The sequence below is a fragment of the Bordetella petrii genome (assembly GCF_017356245.1).
Taxonomy (GTDB): domain Bacteria; phylum Pseudomonadota; class Gammaproteobacteria; order Burkholderiales; family Burkholderiaceae_B; genus Bordetella_A; species Bordetella_A petrii_D.
This window is the reverse complement of record NZ_JAFMZZ010000001.1, coordinates 1807137-1823929: the sequence shown is the minus strand read 5'-3', so window position 1 is coordinate 1823929 and position 16793 is coordinate 1807137. Positions and strand designations below refer to the sequence as shown.

The following is a 16793-nucleotide window of genomic DNA, read 5'->3' as shown; positions in this document are numbered from 1 at the left end:
AAGCCGCGCTACACAGTCGCGACGGGATTAAGCGGCGACCCCACCGCGCCCGGCAGGCGCAAGGGCGGCGCGGTCAGCAGGAACGCATGGCGCCCGTGCCGGCGCAGCCATTCGGCCAGCGGCGTCAGGTGCCACAGTTCTCCCAGATGGATACCCAGCTTGAACAGGCACAGTTCATGCAGCGGCAGCAGCGCGTGGCAGCCGTCGCCGTGGAAATCGTAGGGACGGTCTTCCACGGCATAGTTATCGGCGATCAGGGCGGCAATGCCGCTCTCGTCCACCCAGCGGCGCAGCCGGACATCGCTGCCGTCCAGCACCGCACACGACTGCGCCAGCCGGGCCGCATCGGGCCGGCCCTGCATGGACAACACCATTTCGGCGAACCCGGTATGCAGGCACAGCATGTCGCCGCGCCGCACCTGCACGCCATCGCGCTCGATGACCGCCATCAGGTCGTCGTAGCCGACGCGGCGGCGCGCGTCGCCGTAGTGGTGGCGCAAGTCCACCATCACGCCGCGGCCCTGCACGCCGGTGGCCGCCATGTGCTCGATACCGAGGCGGTGCGCCCTGGACGCGCCATCGGGCGTGGCGTCCGGATGGCTGAAGTCGGGATCGGGGCGATAGCCGTTGTAGAACACGATCTCGTCCCGGCCATCCTGGTCGGCATCGAAATGCGAGCCGATGTGCGACAGCGCGTCCCACTGGGTGGAATACTGCAGGCACAGCGTCACCATGTCGTCGCATGCCACATCGGTGGTGTTGTGGTCATGCGCGAATGAATGCAGGAATACCGGCTTGTCGTCGCGCCGCGTGGCGGTCAGGCGCGGCGGATGGCGGGCCGGGTTCAAGACATTGCCGCCCGGGAAATCCAGCGGCAGGCTCAGGCTGAATGCCTGGCCGGCGCGCACCTCAGCGACCGCCTCCAGCACTTTCTGCGGCGTCAGCAGATTCAGGCGCCCCAGTTGATCATCGTCTCCGAAATCGCCCCAGTTCGATCCGTCGGGCCGTTGTTTCCAGCGTCGTGCCATCGATTCCTCCGTCCTGGATGCCGCCCGATTGCGGCATCTTCCGTTACTGCAGCGCACGGCCACGCGTCTCGGGCATGATGCAGGCCATGATGAAGAACAAGCCGTAGGCCAGCACGGCAAACAGCGTGATCGCCCGCCCCAGCGACAGGCTGCCGGCCAGCATGCCCACGAAGCCCGGGAATAGCGCGCCGATGCCGCGGCCGAAGTTGTAGGCGAAGCCCTGCCCCGATCCACGCAGCGCGGTGGGAAACATTTCGGTGAAAAACGGTCCCAGCCCCGAGTAATAGGCGCTGGCGCAGAACCCTAGCGGGAAACCCAGCAGCAGCATCAGGCTGTTGGGAATGGGCAGGACCAGGTAGGCAATGACCAGCAGTGGCGAGGCCAGCGAGAACAGCTGGAACAGGCGGCGGCGCCCGATCCGGTCGGACAGCCAGGCGCCGGTCAGATAGCCGCAGAACGAGCCGGCGATCAGCACGGCCAGGTAGCCGCTGGTGCCGATGACGGACAGATGGCGCTCGGACTTCAGGTATAGCGGCACCCAGGTGGTAATGGCGTAGTAGCCGCCCTGGGCGCCGGTGCCCAGCAGCGCGGTAAGCACGGTGATGCGCAGCACCGGCGGCTTGAAAATGTCCCAGAATGGCGCACGGGAAGCGTCGTTTTCTTTGCGCGCGCGCACCGCCACGCCCGGCTCGGGCACGTAGCGGCGCAGGGACGCCACCAGCAAGGCCGGCAGCGCGCCGAAAGCGAACATCCAGCGCCAGGCCTGCTCGGGTGGCAAGGCGGTGTAGAACACCACCTGCACCAGCACGGCCAGTGCCCAGCCGACCGCCCAGCCGGACTGCACCGACCCCACCGCGCGGCCGCGATAGCGGGCCCGGATGGTTTCCCCTATCAGCACGGCGCCGGCGGTCCATTCGCCGCCGAAGCCGATGCCCAGCAATGCGCGGAACAGGATCAGCTGGTTGAAATTCTGCGCCAGGGCGCATAACACCGAAAAAACCGAAAACCACACAATGGTGATCTGCAGCGTGCGCACCCGGCCGATGCGATCCGACAGTATGCCGGCGCCCCATCCCCCCACCGCCGAGGCCAGCAGGGTCAGCGTCACCGCGAAACCGGCGCTCGACGGATCCACTTGCCACTGAGCGATGATGGTGCCGATGACCAGCGGATACAGCATGAAGTCCAGCCCGTCCAGCACCCAGCCGCCAAAACAGGCCCAGAATGTGCGGCGCTCCATGGGCTCCAGCGCGCGGTAGAACTCGCCCAGCCCGTTGCCTCCTTCAGCGATACTGCTCTCTTGCAGATTCGACATGAATTCCTCCGTACTCAGTCTCGCGTCCCCATGTCCAGTACCGGCGCATCCAGCCTGGCCAGCTCGTGGCGTTTTATTTTTTCGGTCTCGGTCTTGGGCAGGCAGTCCACGTAGGCCGCGTAGCGCGGCACCATGTGCGCCGGCAGGCGCGCCGCCACGAATTCGCGCAGCTCGGCGGCGTCGATCGGGCGCCGGGCCACCAGGACGGCAAGGATTTCCTCGCCCATGATCTCGTCAGGCACGCCGATCACGGCGCATTCGCGGATGTCGGCGTGGCGCAGCAGCTGCATCTCGATCTCGGCCGGCGCGATCATCTCGCCGCCACGCCTGATCAGCTCTTTGATGCGGCCATGGAAATACAGGTAGCCGTCAGCGTCCAGCGAGCCGCGGTCGCCCGTATGCAGCCAGCCCTCGCGCAGCGTGGCGGCGGTGGCTTCGGGGTTGTTCCAGTATCCGGTAAAGAAAATGCCCGGCTCGGCATGGGCCACGATCTCACCCTGGCCACCCGGCGGCGCCGGCCGGCCGTCTTCGCGGCGCACCTCCAGGGCGACGCCGGGCCGCGCCTGTCCCACCGAACCCACGCGGGTGGCCTGCGCGGTATTCATGCTGACCCAGCCGCCGGTTTCGGTCATGCCGTACAGCTCGCACACCGCCAGGCCGAAGCGCGGCGCCAGATCGCGCCAGACGCGCTCGGGCGCCCCGCCGCCCACGCCCCAGCGCAGCGGATGATCGGCGCGCGGCTGCGGATGCTGTTTTTCCAGGATAGCCAGCACGGTGCCCACATAGGTAAAGCCGGTGGCACCGAAGCGGATCGCATCGTCGAAGAACGCACGGGCCGAAAAGCGCGGGCGCAGCACCAGCGTGGCGCCCACGTGCAGGGCCGAGGCGACGGCGTACATCTGTGGATTGGCGTGGAACAGCGGCAGGAACACCATGATGCGGTCCTGCGGACTCAGATCCAGCGACCGCGCCATGTCGTGCCCGGCCGCCAGATAGGCCGCATGCGGCAGCACCGCGCCCTTGGGCAGGCCAGTGGTGCCCGAGGTGTACAGAATGCTGTTGGCCGCCAGCGGCTGTTGGGCGGCGCGCTCGGACCAACGCGCCGCCTGCGCCGGCGCCTGTTCCAACCAGCTGTCGACCGTCAGGCGCGGCGGGCCCGCTTCCAGCGCATCCAGGTCGGCGGCCAGAGCGTCCAGCAGGCCGGGCTCGATCAGCAGCAGGCTTGCGCCGCTTTGCGCCAGAATGTAGCGCAACCCTTCGCCTTTCAGTCCGGTGTTCAGCGGCACCGCTACCGCCCCCAGCTCGCTGATGGCAAACCAGGCGGCCAGAAAGGCCGGGCGGTTGCCGCACAGCAAGGCCACCCGATGGCCTGGCCGCACGCCGTGCCCGTGCAACCGGCGCGCCGCTTGCGACACCAGCCGGGCCATGGCCGCATAGCTGTACTGGCCCGCATCGCACACCAGAAAGGGATGCTCAGGCGTGTTCGCGGCATGCGCGTAGAGCAAGTCGGTGATCATGCGGGCTCCCCGCCCGCCCGGCCGGCGACGAACTTGAGCAGGTACTTGCCCAGCGTGTTCTTCAGTATCTCGGATGAGCCGCCCGCGATCTCATACGCCTTGGCATCGCGCAGGTAGCGGCCGAACGGTGCATTCTCAGTAACGCCGTAGGCGCCGCAGATCTGCACGGCCTGCTCGGCGGTGCGGGTGGCAACGCGGCCGGCCAGCAGTTTCGCCTGGCTGGCGTGGCGGGCGATGTCGCGATGCTCGTCCAGCGCCCGGCACGCGTCGTATACCAGCAGGCGGGCTGCGTCGATCTCGGCCAGCATGTCGGCGAAATACCATTGAATACCCTGGAACTGCAGCACGGTGGTGTCGAAAGCGACGCGGCTGGCCGCGAAATCCAGCGCCCGGTCGAATGCGGCGCGCGCGATGCCTGTGCTGATCGCCGCGGCCATGGTGCGCGAGAAATCCAGCACGGTCACCGCCTGCCGCACACCCTTGCCTTCCTGGCCCACCAGGTGGTCGGCCGGCACTTCGGCGCCATCGAGCAACAGGTCCACATGCGGGCCGTTGCGCAGCCCGAACGTGCTGGCGCTGGGGCCCATCTGTGTGGACACGCCCGGCATGTCGCGGCGCACGAAGAAGGTCGATACGCCCACGTCGGTCTGCGCCAGGATGATGTACGCCTCGGCCGCCGACCCCGAGGTGATGAACGACTTGCGTCCGGTCAGCCGCCAGCCGCCGGCCGTGCGAACCGCCTTGGTGTCCAGGCTGCGGATGTCGCTGCCATGATTGGCCTCGGTCAGGGCGTACGACGTAATCAGCCCCTGCCGGAACTCGGGCAGCACCCGCGCCTTGAGCGATTCGTCGGCAAACGCCTGGATCAGGTTCTGGGCCTGCAGGATGGTAATCAGACTGATGCCCACGGCGGCGCTGGCATACGAAGCCTCTTCGAACAGGGCCGCGCACAGGCCGTAGCTGCTGCCGGCGCCGCCCCAGCGGGTTGGCAGGGTCATGCTGGTGTAGCCCTGCGCAGCCAGCGCCTTGATCACATCCACGGGGTATACGTCGTCGCGGTCGATCGCGTCGGCCCGCGGCAGCACTTCGGCGGCCACGGCCGCGCGCAGGCCGTCCAGGAAAGCCGCGTCCACTGTGTCCCGCCACAAGCCGCGGCTCCAGTCATAGGGCTGTTGAATCTGCATTGCTCCTCCACCATGCGGGCCGCCTGCTCACGGACGGCCGGTCGAGGGAAATCTAGCGGCCGCCCCTCGCAAAAAGGCGTAAACTGCGCAAAAGTTCCGCCAGACGGAACTCCAGTACCGACATGCAAAACCGGGGTTGGAGAAAATGGGGCGCACCATCGAGCAAGGCGCCAACGGAGACACTGTCCAGAGCGTCAAGCGCGCGCTGGATATCCTGCGCATGCTGTCTTTCAACGCATCATCATCGGGAATGCGGTTTTCCGACCTGCAGGCCCAAAGCGGCCTGAGCAAGGGCACGCTGCACCGGCTGCTGAAATCGCTGACCCATGAAGGCTTCGTCGAGCAGGCCGCCGGCAGCCGGGTGTACTACCTGGGGCTTGAATTCCTGTCGCTGGGAGAACGCGCGGCCAATCGCCTGGACATACGCGCGGTGACCCGGCCGTCGCTGGAACGGCTGGCGCAGGCCACCGGCGACACAGTCATGCTGACCATCCGCAGCGGCCTGGATGCCGTATGCATCGACCGCAAGGAAGGCGCGTTTCCGGTCAAAGTGCTGACGCAGAATGTGGGCACCCGACGCCCTCTGGGCGTGGGCTCGGGCAGTCTGGCACTGCTGGCCGCGCTGGAAGACGACGAGGTGCGCAACGTACTGCGCCGCAACAGTGCGCGGCTGGCGCCGTACCCTACCGTGACCGGCGATGTGCTGATGCAGGCCGTGCAAGATGCGCGGCAGCGCGGCTATGCATTCAATCCCGGCCATCTGCTCAAGGGCATGTATGGCGTGGGGGTGACGGTATACCTGGCCAGGCAGCCGATCGCCGCGATCAGTGTGGCGGCCCACTACGGACGCATGGACCCGCAGCGCCGCAAGGAAATCGCCAGCCAGCTCAGGCACGAGGCCTCGCGCATTACCGGCGAATTAGGATCGTGAGTGCCCGCCGTGGCGGCACAGAGTGCAGGCCAGTTCAAGCGTGTTGCGCACGCCCAGCTTGCGGAAAATGCGCGCGCGATGCGCTTCGGCGGTGCGCAGCGAAATGCCCAGTTCGATGGCGACCACCTTGTTGGGCTTGCCCGCCGTCAGGTAAGACACGACCTGCTGCTCGCGCGGAGTGAGCCGGCCCGCCGCGCCACCGCCGGGTGGCAAGGAAGAATCCTGCATGGAAGGTCTCTTGCAAGGTCGGATTGCTGGGCAGTCTGCCAGGGCCGCGTGGGGCCATATAGCTGTCAAACCTGACAGGACATGATTCTGCGCGGAGCCGGCGCCCCGCTTGCCCGCTACAGTTCCAGGTTGTCGATCAGCCGCGTGGCGCCCAGCTTGGCCGCCGCCAGGGCAACCAGCGGCTCGCCGGCGGCCAGATCGGCCGGCTGCGGCGCCTGCAGATCGCGCTGGCGGCGCACCGCCAGGTAGTCGACCTGCCAGCCGCGCGCGGCCAGCGCCTGCACGGCCTCGCGCTCGACGGCCGGCAGGTCGCGGGCGCCCGCGGCCACTTGCTGGCGTATCGATTGCAGCGCCTGGTACAGCGCCGGCGCCTCGGCGCGCTCGGCCGGCGACAGGTAGCGGTTGCGCGACGACAGGGCCAGGCCGTCGTCGGCGCGCACGGTTTCATGCGCGACGATGTCCACCGGCAGCTGGAACTGGCGGCACATGTTGCGCACGATCATCAGCTGTTGGTAGTCTTTCTTGCCGAACACCGCCACGCGCGGCTGCACGCACGACAGCAGCTTCAGCACCACCGTGCTGACCCCGCCGAAAAAACCCGGCCGGAACTCGCCTTCCAGGATGTCGCCCAGGTCGTCGGGCGGCTGCACGCGGTAATTCTGCGGCTCGGGGTACATCTCGCGCTCGTGGGGCGCGAACAGCACGTATACGTCGCGCGCGTTCTCGAGTTTTGCGATGTCGTCGCGCAAAGTGCGCGGGTAGCGGTCGAAGTCTTCGTTGGGGCCGAACTGCAGGCGGTTGACGAAAATGCTGGCCACCACCGGATCGCCGTGCTGGCGCGCCAGCTTCATCAGGGCCAGGTGGCCTTCGTGCAGATTGCCCATGGTGGGCACGAACGACACGCGGTTCTGACCGCGCAGGTGATCGCGCAATTCCTGAATCGTGTGGACGACTTTCAAGGGGATCTCCGGGAACGGTCGGTGGCCGCCGCGCCGCTCAGGCGGCGGCGGCTACGCTGGTATAGGCCAGGCGCACATAGATGGGCGCGTAGGGTTCGGCCTGGGTGATGTCCAGCAGCGATTCGCGCGCCAGTTCGAGCATGGCGATGAAATGTACCACCACCACGGCCACCGGCGCGCCCTCGCGGACGCGCTCCATGAAGAGCTCGCCGAATTCCATGAAGCGCACGTCGTTCAGGCGCCGCAGGATGTGGGTCATGTGGTCGCGCACCGACAGCTGTTCGCGCGTGATGTGGTGATGCTGGTTCAGCTTGGCGCGCTTGAGGATGTCGGCCCACGCGGCGCGCAGATCGTCGACGCTGACGTCGGGCAGCATGCGCTCGGTGCTGATGTCGGCCACGGCCTGGGCGCTTTTGAAGTCGCGCCCCAGCTGCGGCAGGGCATCGAGCTTCTGCGCCGCCAGTTTCATCTGCTCGTATTCGAGCAGGCGGCGCACCAGTTCGGCGCGCGGGTCTTCGGGTTCTTCGCCGGTATCGGTTTTCTTGACCGGCAGCAGCATGCGTGACTTGATCTCGATCAGCATGGCCGCCATCAGCAGGTATTCGGCCGCCAGTTCGAGGTTGTGCAGGCGGATCTGCTCGACATACGACAGGTATTGCCGCGTGACATCCGCCATGGGAATGTCGAGCACGTTGAAATTCTGCTTGCGGATCAGGTACAGCAGCAGGTCGAGCGGGCCCTCGAAGGTTTCCAGGAAGACTTCCAGCGCGTCGGGCGGGATGTACAGGTCGGTGGGCAGCTGGAACAGCGGCTCGCCGTACAGGCGCGCGAACGCCACGCTGTCGACGACGTCGGGGGTGCTGTCGACCGTGGGTTCGACCAAAGCGGCCAGGGCTTCGCCGGAAACCGGGGAGTTCGAGGGCATGGACACCGCGCGGTATCAGTCGGCCTGATACACGTACGGCTTTTGCGGCACGCGGCCGGCGCGGAAGCCTTCGAGCAGCTCGGTATTCTGCGGTTTGTCCCAGAGCCGGGCGCGGCCTTCGCGCTGGCGCTGCTCGACGTCGGGATGCGACGCCTTGTACGCCTTCAGGAAGCGGGTGATTTCGGATTCGTAATTGCTGGCCATGGCACCGATTTGAACAGGTTGCGGATCACGCAAGTTTACTTCAGCCCCGGCCGGCCGTCGGCGTTACAATCGACCGGCCCCTCTGTCCCCTGCCGACATGCCTGCCGACACCGCCAGTTCGCCCTCACCTTCTTCTCCTTCCCAGGACACCGCCCGCGCGGCCCGGATGATTCCCTTCATCGTCGGGTGCGCGCTTTTCATGCAAATGCTCGACTCCACCGTGGTGGCCACGGCCCTGCCCGTAATGGCCCAGGCGCTGGGCTCGACCGCGGTGCGGCTGAACGTGGCCATTACATCGTATTTGCTGGCCGTGGCGGTGTTCGTGCCGGTCAGCGGCTGGGCGGCCGACCGCTACGGGGCGCGGCGCGTCTTCATGGCGGCCATCGCTTTGTTCACGCTCAGCTCGGTGGCCTGCGCGCTGTCGCAGAACCTCACCCACCTGGTGCTGGCCCGCATCGCCCAGGGCATCGCCGGCGCCATGATGGTGCCGGTGGGCCGCATCATCCTGCTGCGCGTGGTGCCCAAACAAGACCTGCTCAAGGCCATGTCGTTCCTGTCCATCCCCGCGCTGCTGGGCCCGGTGATCGGCCCGCCCCTGGGCGGCTTCATGGTGACGTACATGTCGTGGCACTGGATCTTCCTGATCAATATCCCTATCGGTATCCTGGGTATTGCCCTGGTGCGGCGCTACGTGCCCGAGATCCGCGAGGCTTCCACGCCCCGGCTGGACTGGCTGGGGTTCCTGCTCAGCGCCGTCTGCCTGGCCACGCTGGTCAGCGCCTTCGAGGCCCTGGGACACAGCCTGATCCCGCCGCTGGCGGTGGCCGGCCTGGCCGCCCTGGGCCTGCTGTGCGGCGTGCTTTATGTGCAGCACGCCAAGCGGGCCGCCCACCCCATCCTCGACCTGACCCTGCTGCGCGAACCCACCTTCGCCATCTCGGTGCTGGGCGGCAACCTGTGCCGCTTCGCGGTGGGCGCCATGCCGTTCCTGCTGGCCGTGCAATTGCAGGTGGGCTTCGGCCTGACGCCGTTCTCGGCCGGCATGATCACCTTCGCCAGCGCCGCCGGGGCGCTGCTGATGAAATTCGTGGCCACGCCCATCGTGCAGCGCTTCGGTTTCCGCCGCGTGCTTACCGTCAACGCCGTGCTCACGGGGCTGTTCATCGTGGCCTGCGCGGCCTTCACGGCCACCACGCCGGTATGGCTGCTGATCGGCATCCTGCTGGCTGGCGGCTTCTTCCGGTCGCTGCAATTCACCGGCGTAAATACGCTAACCTATGCCGATATCCCGCCCGAGCGCATGAGCAGCGCCAGCAGTTTCGCGGCCATGGCCCAGCAGCTGGGCATCAGCCTGGGCGTGGGGGTGGCCGCGGTCACGCTGAATATCAGCATGGCCGCGCGGGGCGCCGACCATGTCGCCATCGGCGACACGGTGGTCGCGTTTCTGGTCATCGGCGGTTTGTGCGCGGCCTCGCTGCTGTCGTTCCGCAGGCTGTCGCCCGCCGCCGGGGCCCAGCTGCAGGGATAGGGCCGGCACATCGTGCACGGCTCTTGTTAGCGTCAACAGGCTCTAGAACAGGTTCTCCGTGACGAAGTCATTCATCCTGGCCCTGGATCAGGGCACCACCAGTTCGCGCGCCATCGTGTTCGACCGGCAGGGCCAGGCGCGCGGCGTGGGCCAGCGCGAATTCCGCCAGTACTATCCGCAGCCGGGCTGGGTCGAGCACGACGCCGGCGAGATCTGGCAAAGCCAGCTCGACGTGGCCCGCGAGGCGCTGCGCAATGCCGGCGCCAGCGCGGCCGACGTGGCCGCCATCGGCATCACCAACCAGCGCGAAACCACCCTGATATGGGACCGCGCCAGCGGCCGCCCGCTGGCCCACGCGCTGGTCTGGCAAGACCGCCGCACCGCGCCCCTGTGCGACAGGCTGCGCGAACAGGGCCACGACCGCCTGCTGCAGGCGCGCACCGGGCTGGTGCTGGACGCCTATTTTTCCGGCACCAAGCTGGCCTGGCTGCTGGACAACGTGCCGGGCGCCCGCCAGGCCGCGCAGCGCGGCGAACTGGCCTTCGGCACCGTGGACACCTGGCTGGTGTGGCAGCTGACCGGCGGGCAGGTGCACAGCACCGATCCCAGCAATGCGTCGCGCACGCTGCTGTACGACATCCACACCCAGGACTGGAACGACGAGATCCTGGCCCTGCTCGACATCCCGCGCAGCGTGCTGCCGTCGGTGGCGCCCAGCAGCGCCGAAGTGGGCCGCGCCCTGCCCGAATGGTTCGGCGGCCCCATTCCCATTGCCGGCGTCGCGGGCGACCAGCAGGCCGCCACGTTCGGCCAGGCCTGCTTCAAGCCGGGGATGGCCAAAAACACCTACGGCACCGGCTGCTTCATGCTGATGAACGTGGGCGACGCGCCCGTGGCGTCGCGCAACAACCTGCTGTCCACCATAGGCTGGGGGCTGCCGGGCCAGGGCGCGGGCCCGGCCGGGCGGCCCACCTACATGCTGGAAGGCGGCGTTTTCATGGCCGGCGCGGCGGTGCAGTGGCTGCGCGACGGCCTGGGCATCATCCAGCGTTCCGACCAGGTCGAGGCGCTGGCCGCCAGCGTGCCCGACACCGATGATGTGTTCCTGGTGCCCGCGTTCGCCGGCCTGGGCGCGCCCGACTGGGACCCTTACGCGCGCGGCACCCTGGTGGGGCTGACGCGCGGCACCACGCGCGCCCATGTGGCGCGCGCCACCCTGGAAGCCATTGCCCTGCAAAGTGCCGAACTGCTCACCTGCATGAACGCCGACAGCGGCATCGAGTTGTCCGAACTGCGCGTCGACGGCGGCGCGGCGCGCAACGACCTGCTGATGCAGATGCAGACCGACCTGCTCGGCGTGCCGGTGGTGCGCCCGCGCGTTTCCGAATCCACCGCGCGCGGCGCCGCGGGGCTGGCCGGGCTGGCGGCGGGATTCTGGTCGGGCCTGGACGAATTCGCCGGCCAATGGGAAGCCGAACACCGCTTCGAGCCGCGCTGGAATGCCGACCAGCGCGCCGCGCGCCTGGCCCGCTGGCGCCAGGCCGTCGAACACGCCAAGGGCTGGGCGCGGCCGGCGTAGCGGCGCCGGCGGCCGTCCGCGCCGCCAGGTGTCAGGCTCCGCAAGGTGCCTGACACCGTACGATCGAGACAGCCTCTGCCCGCTTCGGTGTCTGGCACCCGCGGCGCCAGACACCTTGTATCTTGGCTCTCACACGACGGAGTCGCGCTCCAGGTCGTACAGGTCGGGATCGTGCTCCAGCAGCAGGTCTTCGAAGGCCTCGGCGCCCTGCTCTTCCAGATAGGCCAGTTCGGCGTCGCTGATGGGAAAACCCTGCAGCCAGTTGACGACCTGCCCGTCGAGTTCCAGCCGGCGGAATTCGCCGTCTTGCCATGAAAACGGCACGCACAAGTACAGATGCGGCACGCTGGCCTCGGGGTAGTATTCGCCCACGCAGCCCGGCAGCGCGCTGCCCGGCATGACGGCCGCGCCGTCGCGCATCAGGCCGAACGCGGCCGTGCTGAGAATGTTGCCCCACAAGTCCTGCTCTTGCGGCGCCTCGGCGCACAGCTCGACACGCGTTTCCAGCGGGTCGCCGTCGTCGTGGCGCAGCTCGGCCTCGAACAGGCCCAGCGTGGAATACGACACCAGACCGTCGTCGGGGCTGTCGTCCACCGCCAGGATGTCGATCGACATGTCGATCTCGTCATGGTGGTAGGCGTGCACCACCGGCGTGCCTTCAAACACCGCCAGCGCGTGGCGTGCCACGGCCTTGCGCTGCGGCGAAACGGGGGTAGAAGCGTCAGAAGCCAAAATAGTCGTCCGTTTTCAGTTCGCCCTGGTGGCTGCGGTTGGATCTGGGCAGCTCGGGCCGGTAGTGGGATGGTTCATTGTATTCATCAAGAAACTGCTTGCGATCGATATTGCGTTCGGCCGCGCTCCTGACATGCTTGCGGTGCTCGTAGCCCGGCTTGTGGCCCATATCCCAGGGCTCGTCTTTTTTCATCACCTTCTTGCTCACGGGATCGCGCACCTTGCCGTCCTTGCCCTTCGCGGCATCCCAGGCCTTGTCGCGCACGCCTTTGCGGAACTTGCCGCGTTTGTAGCGCGGATCGCCCTTCTGCCCGCCCGGCTTGGCGGATTTTCCGGCCTGCCCGGGCTTGCCGGCCTGGCCGGACCTGGACGCCGGGCGCGACGCGCTCGACGCGTTGCTCTTGGGCGCCGACCCCGATTTGGGCGCCGAACCGCTCTTGCCCGACTTGGCCGACCGGGTGGCCAGCCTGCCGGTGCGCACGCCGCGGCCCGGCGTGCCGCCCTTGGCCCCCTTCGCTCCGCGGCCCGCGCCGCCGCCCCCGCCCAGCAGTACCACCTTCAACTGGCTGGGCAGCGCGCGGATACCCATGGTGTTGATGGTGTTCTGTATGGTCAGGCACGTCAGGCGCGTGGCGGGAATGCAGCCGAACAGCACATTGGGCACGCAGGTCACCCGGCGCGCCTGCGACATGACCGTCTGAGAAATCAGGCCCAGCGCCAGGCCGGCGTTGTCGCCGTTGGTCATCGGGATGGTGGTCAGCAGATTGTGCGCCGGCATCATCATCAACAGCGTGTTCCACACATTGGGAATCGCCATCGGCCCGATCGCGAAATTGGGATAAGGAATGGGCAGCAATACGGGCGGCGTCTTGCAGATGTCGGGAAAGGCTAGATCCATTCCCATGAGCTGGCAGTCGGCGAACACGCGGTTTTCCTTTGTTGTGCTGGGGCCTGTCAGCGCTCGCGCGCGGGGAAGGAAGACCCGCGGCGCGCCGACCACAGTTCGGCTTCGTACAGTGCCGGGTCGTTGTCCAGGATGCCGTCGCGCGAACTCCAGCGCGCCCCGTCGGCCAGGGCGCGGTGCAGCTGCGTGCGCTGCAGCTGCGCGTGCCGCAGGTCGGCGTCGCGCAGGTCGGCATACGAAAAATCGGCATACACCAGGCGCGCCCCGTCAAAACGCGTGGCGGCGCAGCGGGCGCGATGCAGCACCGCCTGGGTCAGGTTGGCGCCGCTGAGCACGGCGCCATCCAGGCAGGCATCGGGCCACACGCTTTGCTCGAACGACGCGCCGGCGGCATCGGCCTGGGTCAGGTCGGCCTGCACGAACAGGGCCCGGTCCGCGCGCGCGCCGCTCAGGCGCGCCCGGCGCAGCGATGCGCCCTTGAAATTGGCCTGCGCCAGTTTCGCTTGCCTGAGGTCGCAGCCATCCATGCGCGCGTCGATGAACTGGCAGCCTTCCAGCGTCTGGCCGGGCAGCGCCAGGCCGGTCAGGTCGCTTTCGATGAACACGGTCTTGTCCAGCGCCGCGCCGGCCAGGCGCGTACGGCGCAGGTCGGCGCGCACGAAGGTCACCTTCTCCATGCGGGCGTGCGCGAAGCTGGCCTCGTCCAGCGGGCATTCGGAATACGAGCCTTCGTGCAGCACCGCGCTTTCCAGCCGCGCGCCCGTCAGCACCGTCTGCGTGAAATGGCAGGATCTCAGCGTGGTGCCGCTGAAGTCGATGCGCGGCGCGCGGCATTCGACGAAAGCGGTTGCGGCGCACGCGGCCTGGCGAAAATCGGCCTGCTCCAGCTCGCAGCGGAAAAAGGCGCACTCGCTGGCATCGGCGCCGCGCCAGTCGGTCTGGTTCATGCGGCATTCGCTGAAGCAGCTGTCGCGCAGGTCGGCGCCGGCCAGGGTGGCGCCGCTCAGGTCGCAGCGGTGCATCACTGCGCCCGCCAGGTCCAGGCCGTCCAGCGCCAGGCCGCGCAGATCGATATCGGACAGCACCTCGCCGCCCTTGATGCGCTCGCGCAGCGCCGCGGGCGTCATCATGCGGCCGGCCTCGCGGCGGGCCGGGTATTGGCCAAGTGCACGTACGCGCCGCGCGTGTCGGTGGTGTCGTCCAGCCGCGCCTGCGCCAGGTCGGCGCGGAACAGATTGGCGCCGCGCAAATCGGCCTGCGTCAGGTCGGCCTTGTGCAGCAGGGCATTCTTCAGGTCGGCATCGGACAGGTCGGCGCCGCTCAGGCTGGCGCGAATGAACAGCGACTCATCGCCGCGCGCGCCGGCCAGGCAGGCGTCCTGCAGGTCGGCGCCCGACAGGTCGCAGCGCTGCAGCCGCGCGCCGGTGAAATCGGCGCCGGCCAGGCCGATGTTGCGCAGGCTGGATTCGTGCAGGGTGGCGCCCGCGAAAACCGCCTCGTCCAGGTCGGTCAGCACCACGCAGCACGTCGTCAGCTGCGCGCGCGTCCAGTCGGCCGGCCTTTCGCACACCGACTGCACCCACGAACAGCGCAGCAGTTGGGCGCCCTCGAAGGCCACCCCGTCCAGCACGCAGTCCACCCAGGTGACCCGCGCCATGCGGGCATCGGTAAACGCCAGGTCTGTCAGCCGCGTCTGCTGCCAGAAGGTCACGGTATCCAGCACCGCGCCATCGAAGCGGCAGCCGATCAGTTCGGCGCCGGGCAGGTGGCAGTCTTTCATCACCAGGCCGGCAAGATCGCAGCGCTCGAGCCGGATGCCGGCCAGCTCGCAATGGCCCACACTGGCCTCGCGCAAGTCCGTATCCACCAGCGCCGCGCCGCCCAGGTTGGCATGCTGCAGTATCGTTTTGCGCCATGAACCGCCCGCGGCCCGCACGCGCGCCAGCACGGCCCGGGTCAGGTCGGCGCCGTCCAGGCGCGCATCCGACAGGTCGGCGCATTCGAACCAGGTGCCCACGCAGCGCGCGCCGCTCAAGTCCAGCCCGGACAGGTCGGCGCCGGTCAGGTCCAGCCCCGACAGGTCGCGGCTGCCGGCCAGCAGGGCCTGGACGCGGCGCCGCAGGCGGCCGGCCCGGGCCGGCCGGGCCGCTTCGGCGGGGCGCTGCAGATGCGCGCCGCGCAAATACATGTCGCGCAGCTGGCCATCGGCGCGCGCCATCATGGCGCGCATCGACGCGCCGTCCAGCGTGGCATCGCCCTGCCCCAGGGGCTGCCCGGCGGCCAGTTCCTGCAGCGTGGCCAGGCCCGGCTGCCCGTACAGCGTGGGCGGCCCGCCCGGCGCCGCGCCCGCCTGCGCACCGTCCAGCAGCGAGTCGGGCGTCATGCCGGGCGGCATGTTGCCGGCCTCGGCCCGCAGTTGCCCGGCCAGCTGGCGGCGGGCATGCAGCATGTCGATGCGCGCCTCTTCGGCGGCATGGCGCGCGTGCCTGGCCAGGCCGGGCAGTTCCTGCAGGGTGGGCGTGGCGAACCCGGGCGGCTCGGGCACATCGAAGGCCGAAGCATCCAGCCCCGCGGCGCGCGCCTCGTCGCGCATGCGCGCCCGCATCGACGCCGCGCGCGCCCGCTGGTTCTGGTTCAGCGGGCTGTTCATGGGGTTCCACTTGTCCAGCGATTCCCAGGGCCCCAGCGCCGCCTCGGGCAGCAGCTCGTCGTCCAGCAGTACGTGCAGCGGACCGTAGTCGGGGTCGAGCCGGCGGGCCAGCACGCTTTCGTAATGGGACTGCGGCCGCATGGCATCGGGCGTGTCCAGGGCAGGCATCAGCAGGTCCACATCGGCGCCGTCGTCTTCGGCAATGTCGGTGGCGCCCTGGTAAATCAGCACCACGCGGTCGCGATCCGGAAACAGCCAGGCCGTGGTCAGCCGCAAGTCCAGCGCTTGCAGCGCCTGGCTCTCGGCGTGCCGCAGAAAGCAGCGCGCGCGCCAGTCCGGCAGCACGCCTTCCACACAGGCCCGGCGCGGATGCATATTCCAGATTTCGTAATCGGCGCCGGGCGCCAGCTCGGGCTGCCCGGGCCACCACTGGTCGGGCGGCGCGGCGTTGAAAAAGTGCGGGTCCAGGGTATCCAGGAACCCGCGGGCGCCCTGGTCCAGCCAGCTGTCGTGATAGTCGCCGGCGCGCCGGAAGCGGCGCGGCCACATGGGCGACACCGGGCCGAAGCCGGCCGGCTCCGGGCGCTGGTCGGGGCGCGCCATGCGGCCGTCCAGCGGCTCGATGTTGGGCAGGCGGCGGGTGCGCACACCGTTGATGGTTTCTTCGTCGGCGCCGCGCCCGTGCGGGTTGTCGGGATACGAGGGGCCGCCATACGCGTGGCGCCAGTCCAGCGGCATGGCGTCGTAGGGCAGCGGGTCGGTGGCGCGCTGGTCCAGCCAATAGCGGTCGCCCATCACCATCAGGCTCTTCTGCAGGCTGCCCACGCGCACCCGCGCTACGCACGCGCTGCGCTGGGGCTGGTGCGCGGTGTAGACGCTGCCGCTGACCAGGAACTCGGCGCAGGGCTTGGGCACGCCCAGGTCCAGCACGCCGTCGTCGCCCAGCATCTCGCCGACCAGGGTCCAGAGATCCGCTTCGGGCTGCAGCAGGGCCGCGCCGTCCAGGCTGGCCAGCGCCAGCACGCTTACGCCCAGCCTGGCGCGGCCGCGCATCACGTAGGGCCGGCTCATCACGCCCAGGCGCAAAGGTTTGACGATTTTCATATCGA

At 68.6% G+C, this 16793-nt stretch carries 15 protein-coding genes; 3 read left to right on the top strand and 12 right to left on the bottom strand.

Annotated features, from left to right (window positions below; translation table 11 throughout):
• Positions 1-8: 8 nt before the first annotated feature.
• Genes J2P76_RS08905 through J2P76_RS08890 form a run of 4 tightly spaced genes read right to left on the bottom strand, consistent with a single transcriptional unit; the run spans position 9 to position 5044 of the window.
• Positions 9-1028, bottom strand: a complete 1020-nt coding sequence (locus tag J2P76_RS08905; RefSeq protein ID WP_207406463.1) for a cyclase family protein — start codon at positions 1026-1028, stop codon at positions 9-11.
• A gap of 43 nt (positions 1029-1071) precedes the next feature.
• Positions 1072-2361, bottom strand: coding sequence for an MFS transporter (locus J2P76_RS08900; RefSeq protein ID WP_431603418.1), 1290 nt, complete (start codon positions 2359-2361; stop codon positions 1072-1074).
• A complete protein-coding gene (locus J2P76_RS08895) occupies positions 2358-3860 on the bottom strand; it encodes a class I adenylate-forming enzyme family protein (RefSeq protein WP_207406459.1) in 1503 nt (500 codons plus the stop codon). Before J2P76_RS08895 ends, J2P76_RS08900 begins: the two co-directional genes overlap by 4 nt.
• On the bottom strand, positions 3857-5044 hold the full coding sequence (locus J2P76_RS08890; RefSeq protein ID WP_207406457.1) for an acyl-CoA dehydrogenase family protein: 1188 nt from the start codon (positions 5042-5044) through the stop codon (positions 3857-3859). Before J2P76_RS08890 ends, J2P76_RS08895 begins: the two co-directional genes overlap by 4 nt.
• A gap of 145 nt (positions 5045-5189) precedes the next feature.
• Between J2P76_RS08890 and J2P76_RS08885 the strand changes: the two genes are divergently transcribed.
• Positions 5190-5975, top strand: coding sequence for an IclR family transcriptional regulator (locus J2P76_RS08885; RefSeq protein ID WP_207406448.1), 786 nt, complete (start codon positions 5190-5192; stop codon positions 5973-5975).
• Here the strand turns inward: J2P76_RS08885 and J2P76_RS08880 are convergent.
• The 4 genes from J2P76_RS08880 to J2P76_RS08865 form a co-directional block, all read right to left on the bottom strand.
• The gene (locus J2P76_RS08880; RefSeq protein WP_207406446.1) at positions 5964-6203 is read right to left on the bottom strand and encodes a response regulator transcription factor; all 240 of its coding nucleotides are present in this window, start codon (positions 6201-6203) and stop codon (positions 5964-5966) included. The two genes, J2P76_RS08885 and J2P76_RS08880, sit on opposite strands and share 12 nt — an antisense overlap.
• Before the next feature lie 116 nt (positions 6204-6319).
• The gene (gene panC / locus J2P76_RS08875; RefSeq protein ID WP_207406444.1) at positions 6320-7162 is read right to left on the bottom strand and encodes a pantoate--beta-alanine ligase; all 843 of its coding nucleotides are present in this window, start codon (positions 7160-7162) and stop codon (positions 6320-6322) included.
• Between the two features lie 37 nt (positions 7163-7199).
• Positions 7200-8087 carry a segregation and condensation protein A gene (locus tag J2P76_RS08870; protein WP_207406442.1) on the bottom strand — a complete coding sequence of 296 codons (888 nt, stop codon included), beginning with the start codon at positions 8085-8087 and terminating at the stop codon, positions 7200-7202.
• Between the two features lie 15 nt (positions 8088-8102).
• Positions 8103-8291, bottom strand: a complete 189-nt coding sequence (locus tag J2P76_RS08865; protein WP_207406440.1) for a DUF3460 family protein — start codon at positions 8289-8291, stop codon at positions 8103-8105.
• 97 nt (positions 8292-8388) lie between these two features.
• Here J2P76_RS08865 and J2P76_RS08860 point away from each other — a divergent pair, with 97 nt between their 5' ends.
• On the top strand, positions 8389-9819 hold the full coding sequence (locus J2P76_RS08860) for a DHA2 family efflux MFS transporter permease subunit (RefSeq protein ID WP_207406438.1): 1431 nt from the start codon (positions 8389-8391) through the stop codon (positions 9817-9819).
• A gap of 58 nt (positions 9820-9877) precedes the next feature.
• The gene (gene glpK, locus J2P76_RS08855) at positions 9878-11398 is read left to right on the top strand and encodes a glycerol kinase GlpK (RefSeq protein WP_207406429.1); all 1521 of its coding nucleotides are present in this window, start codon (positions 9878-9880) and stop codon (positions 11396-11398) included.
• A 129-nt stretch (positions 11399-11527) separates the two neighbouring features.
• On the opposite strand, the gene J2P76_RS08850 is transcribed toward glpK, so the two are convergent.
• Genes J2P76_RS08850 through J2P76_RS08835 form a run of 4 tightly spaced genes read right to left on the bottom strand, consistent with a single transcriptional unit; the run spans position 11528 to position 16788 of the window.
• Complete coding sequence (locus J2P76_RS08850) at positions 11528-12130, bottom strand: suppressor of fused domain protein (protein ID WP_242697327.1); 603 nt, start codon at positions 12128-12130, stop codon at positions 11528-11530.
• The gene (locus J2P76_RS23735; RefSeq protein WP_347565300.1) at positions 12120-13055 is read right to left on the bottom strand and encodes a PAAR-like domain-containing protein; all 936 of its coding nucleotides are present in this window, start codon (positions 13053-13055) and stop codon (positions 12120-12122) included. Before J2P76_RS23735 ends, J2P76_RS08850 begins: the two co-directional genes overlap by 11 nt.
• Positions 13056-13084: 29 nt before the next feature.
• Complete coding sequence (locus J2P76_RS08840; RefSeq protein WP_207406421.1) at positions 13085-14164, bottom strand: pentapeptide repeat-containing protein; 1080 nt, start codon at positions 14162-14164, stop codon at positions 13085-13087.
• Positions 14161-16788 (bottom strand): DUF2169 family type VI secretion system accessory protein, encoded by a 2628-nt coding sequence (locus J2P76_RS08835; protein WP_207406413.1) that lies wholly within the window; start codon positions 16786-16788, stop codon positions 14161-14163. Before J2P76_RS08835 ends, J2P76_RS08840 begins: the two co-directional genes overlap by 4 nt.
• Positions 16789-16793 lie beyond the last annotated feature (5 nt).

What these genes read in the sequence shown, in the direction of transcription:
- J2P76_RS08905 (WP_207406463.1), bottom strand. Translation starts at nt 1,028, where the DNA reads ATGGCACGACGCTGGAAACAACGGCCCGACGGATCGAACTGGGGCGAT.
- J2P76_RS08895 (WP_207406459.1), bottom strand. Translation starts at nt 3,860, where the DNA reads ATGATCACCGACTTGCTCTACGCGCATGCCGCGAACACGCCTGAGCAT.
- J2P76_RS08890 (WP_207406457.1), bottom strand. Translation starts at nt 5,044, where the DNA reads ATGCAGATTCAACAGCCCTATGACTGGAGCCGCGGCTTGTGGCGGGAC.
- J2P76_RS08885 (WP_207406448.1), top strand. Translation starts at nt 5,190, where the DNA reads ATGGGGCGCACCATCGAGCAAGGCGCCAACGGAGACACTGTCCAGAGC.
- J2P76_RS08880 (WP_207406446.1), bottom strand. Translation starts at nt 6,203, where the DNA reads ATGCAGGATTCTTCCTTGCCACCCGGCGGTGGCGCGGCGGGCCGGCTC.
- J2P76_RS08870 (WP_207406442.1), bottom strand. Translation starts at nt 8,087, where the DNA reads ATGCCCTCGAACTCCCCGGTTTCCGGCGAAGCCCTGGCCGCTTTGGTC.
- J2P76_RS08865 (WP_207406440.1), bottom strand. Translation starts at nt 8,291, where the DNA reads ATGGCCAGCAATTACGAATCCGAAATCACCCGCTTCCTGAAGGCGTAC.
- J2P76_RS08860 (WP_207406438.1), top strand. Translation starts at nt 8,389, where the DNA reads ATGCCTGCCGACACCGCCAGTTCGCCCTCACCTTCTTCTCCTTCCCAG.
- J2P76_RS08840 (WP_207406421.1), bottom strand. Translation starts at nt 14,164, where the DNA reads ATGATGACGCCCGCGGCGCTGCGCGAGCGCATCAAGGGCGGCGAGGTG.
- J2P76_RS08835 (WP_207406413.1), bottom strand. Translation starts at nt 16,788, where the DNA reads ATGAAAATCGTCAAACCTTTGCGCCTGGGCGTGATGAGCCGGCCCTAC.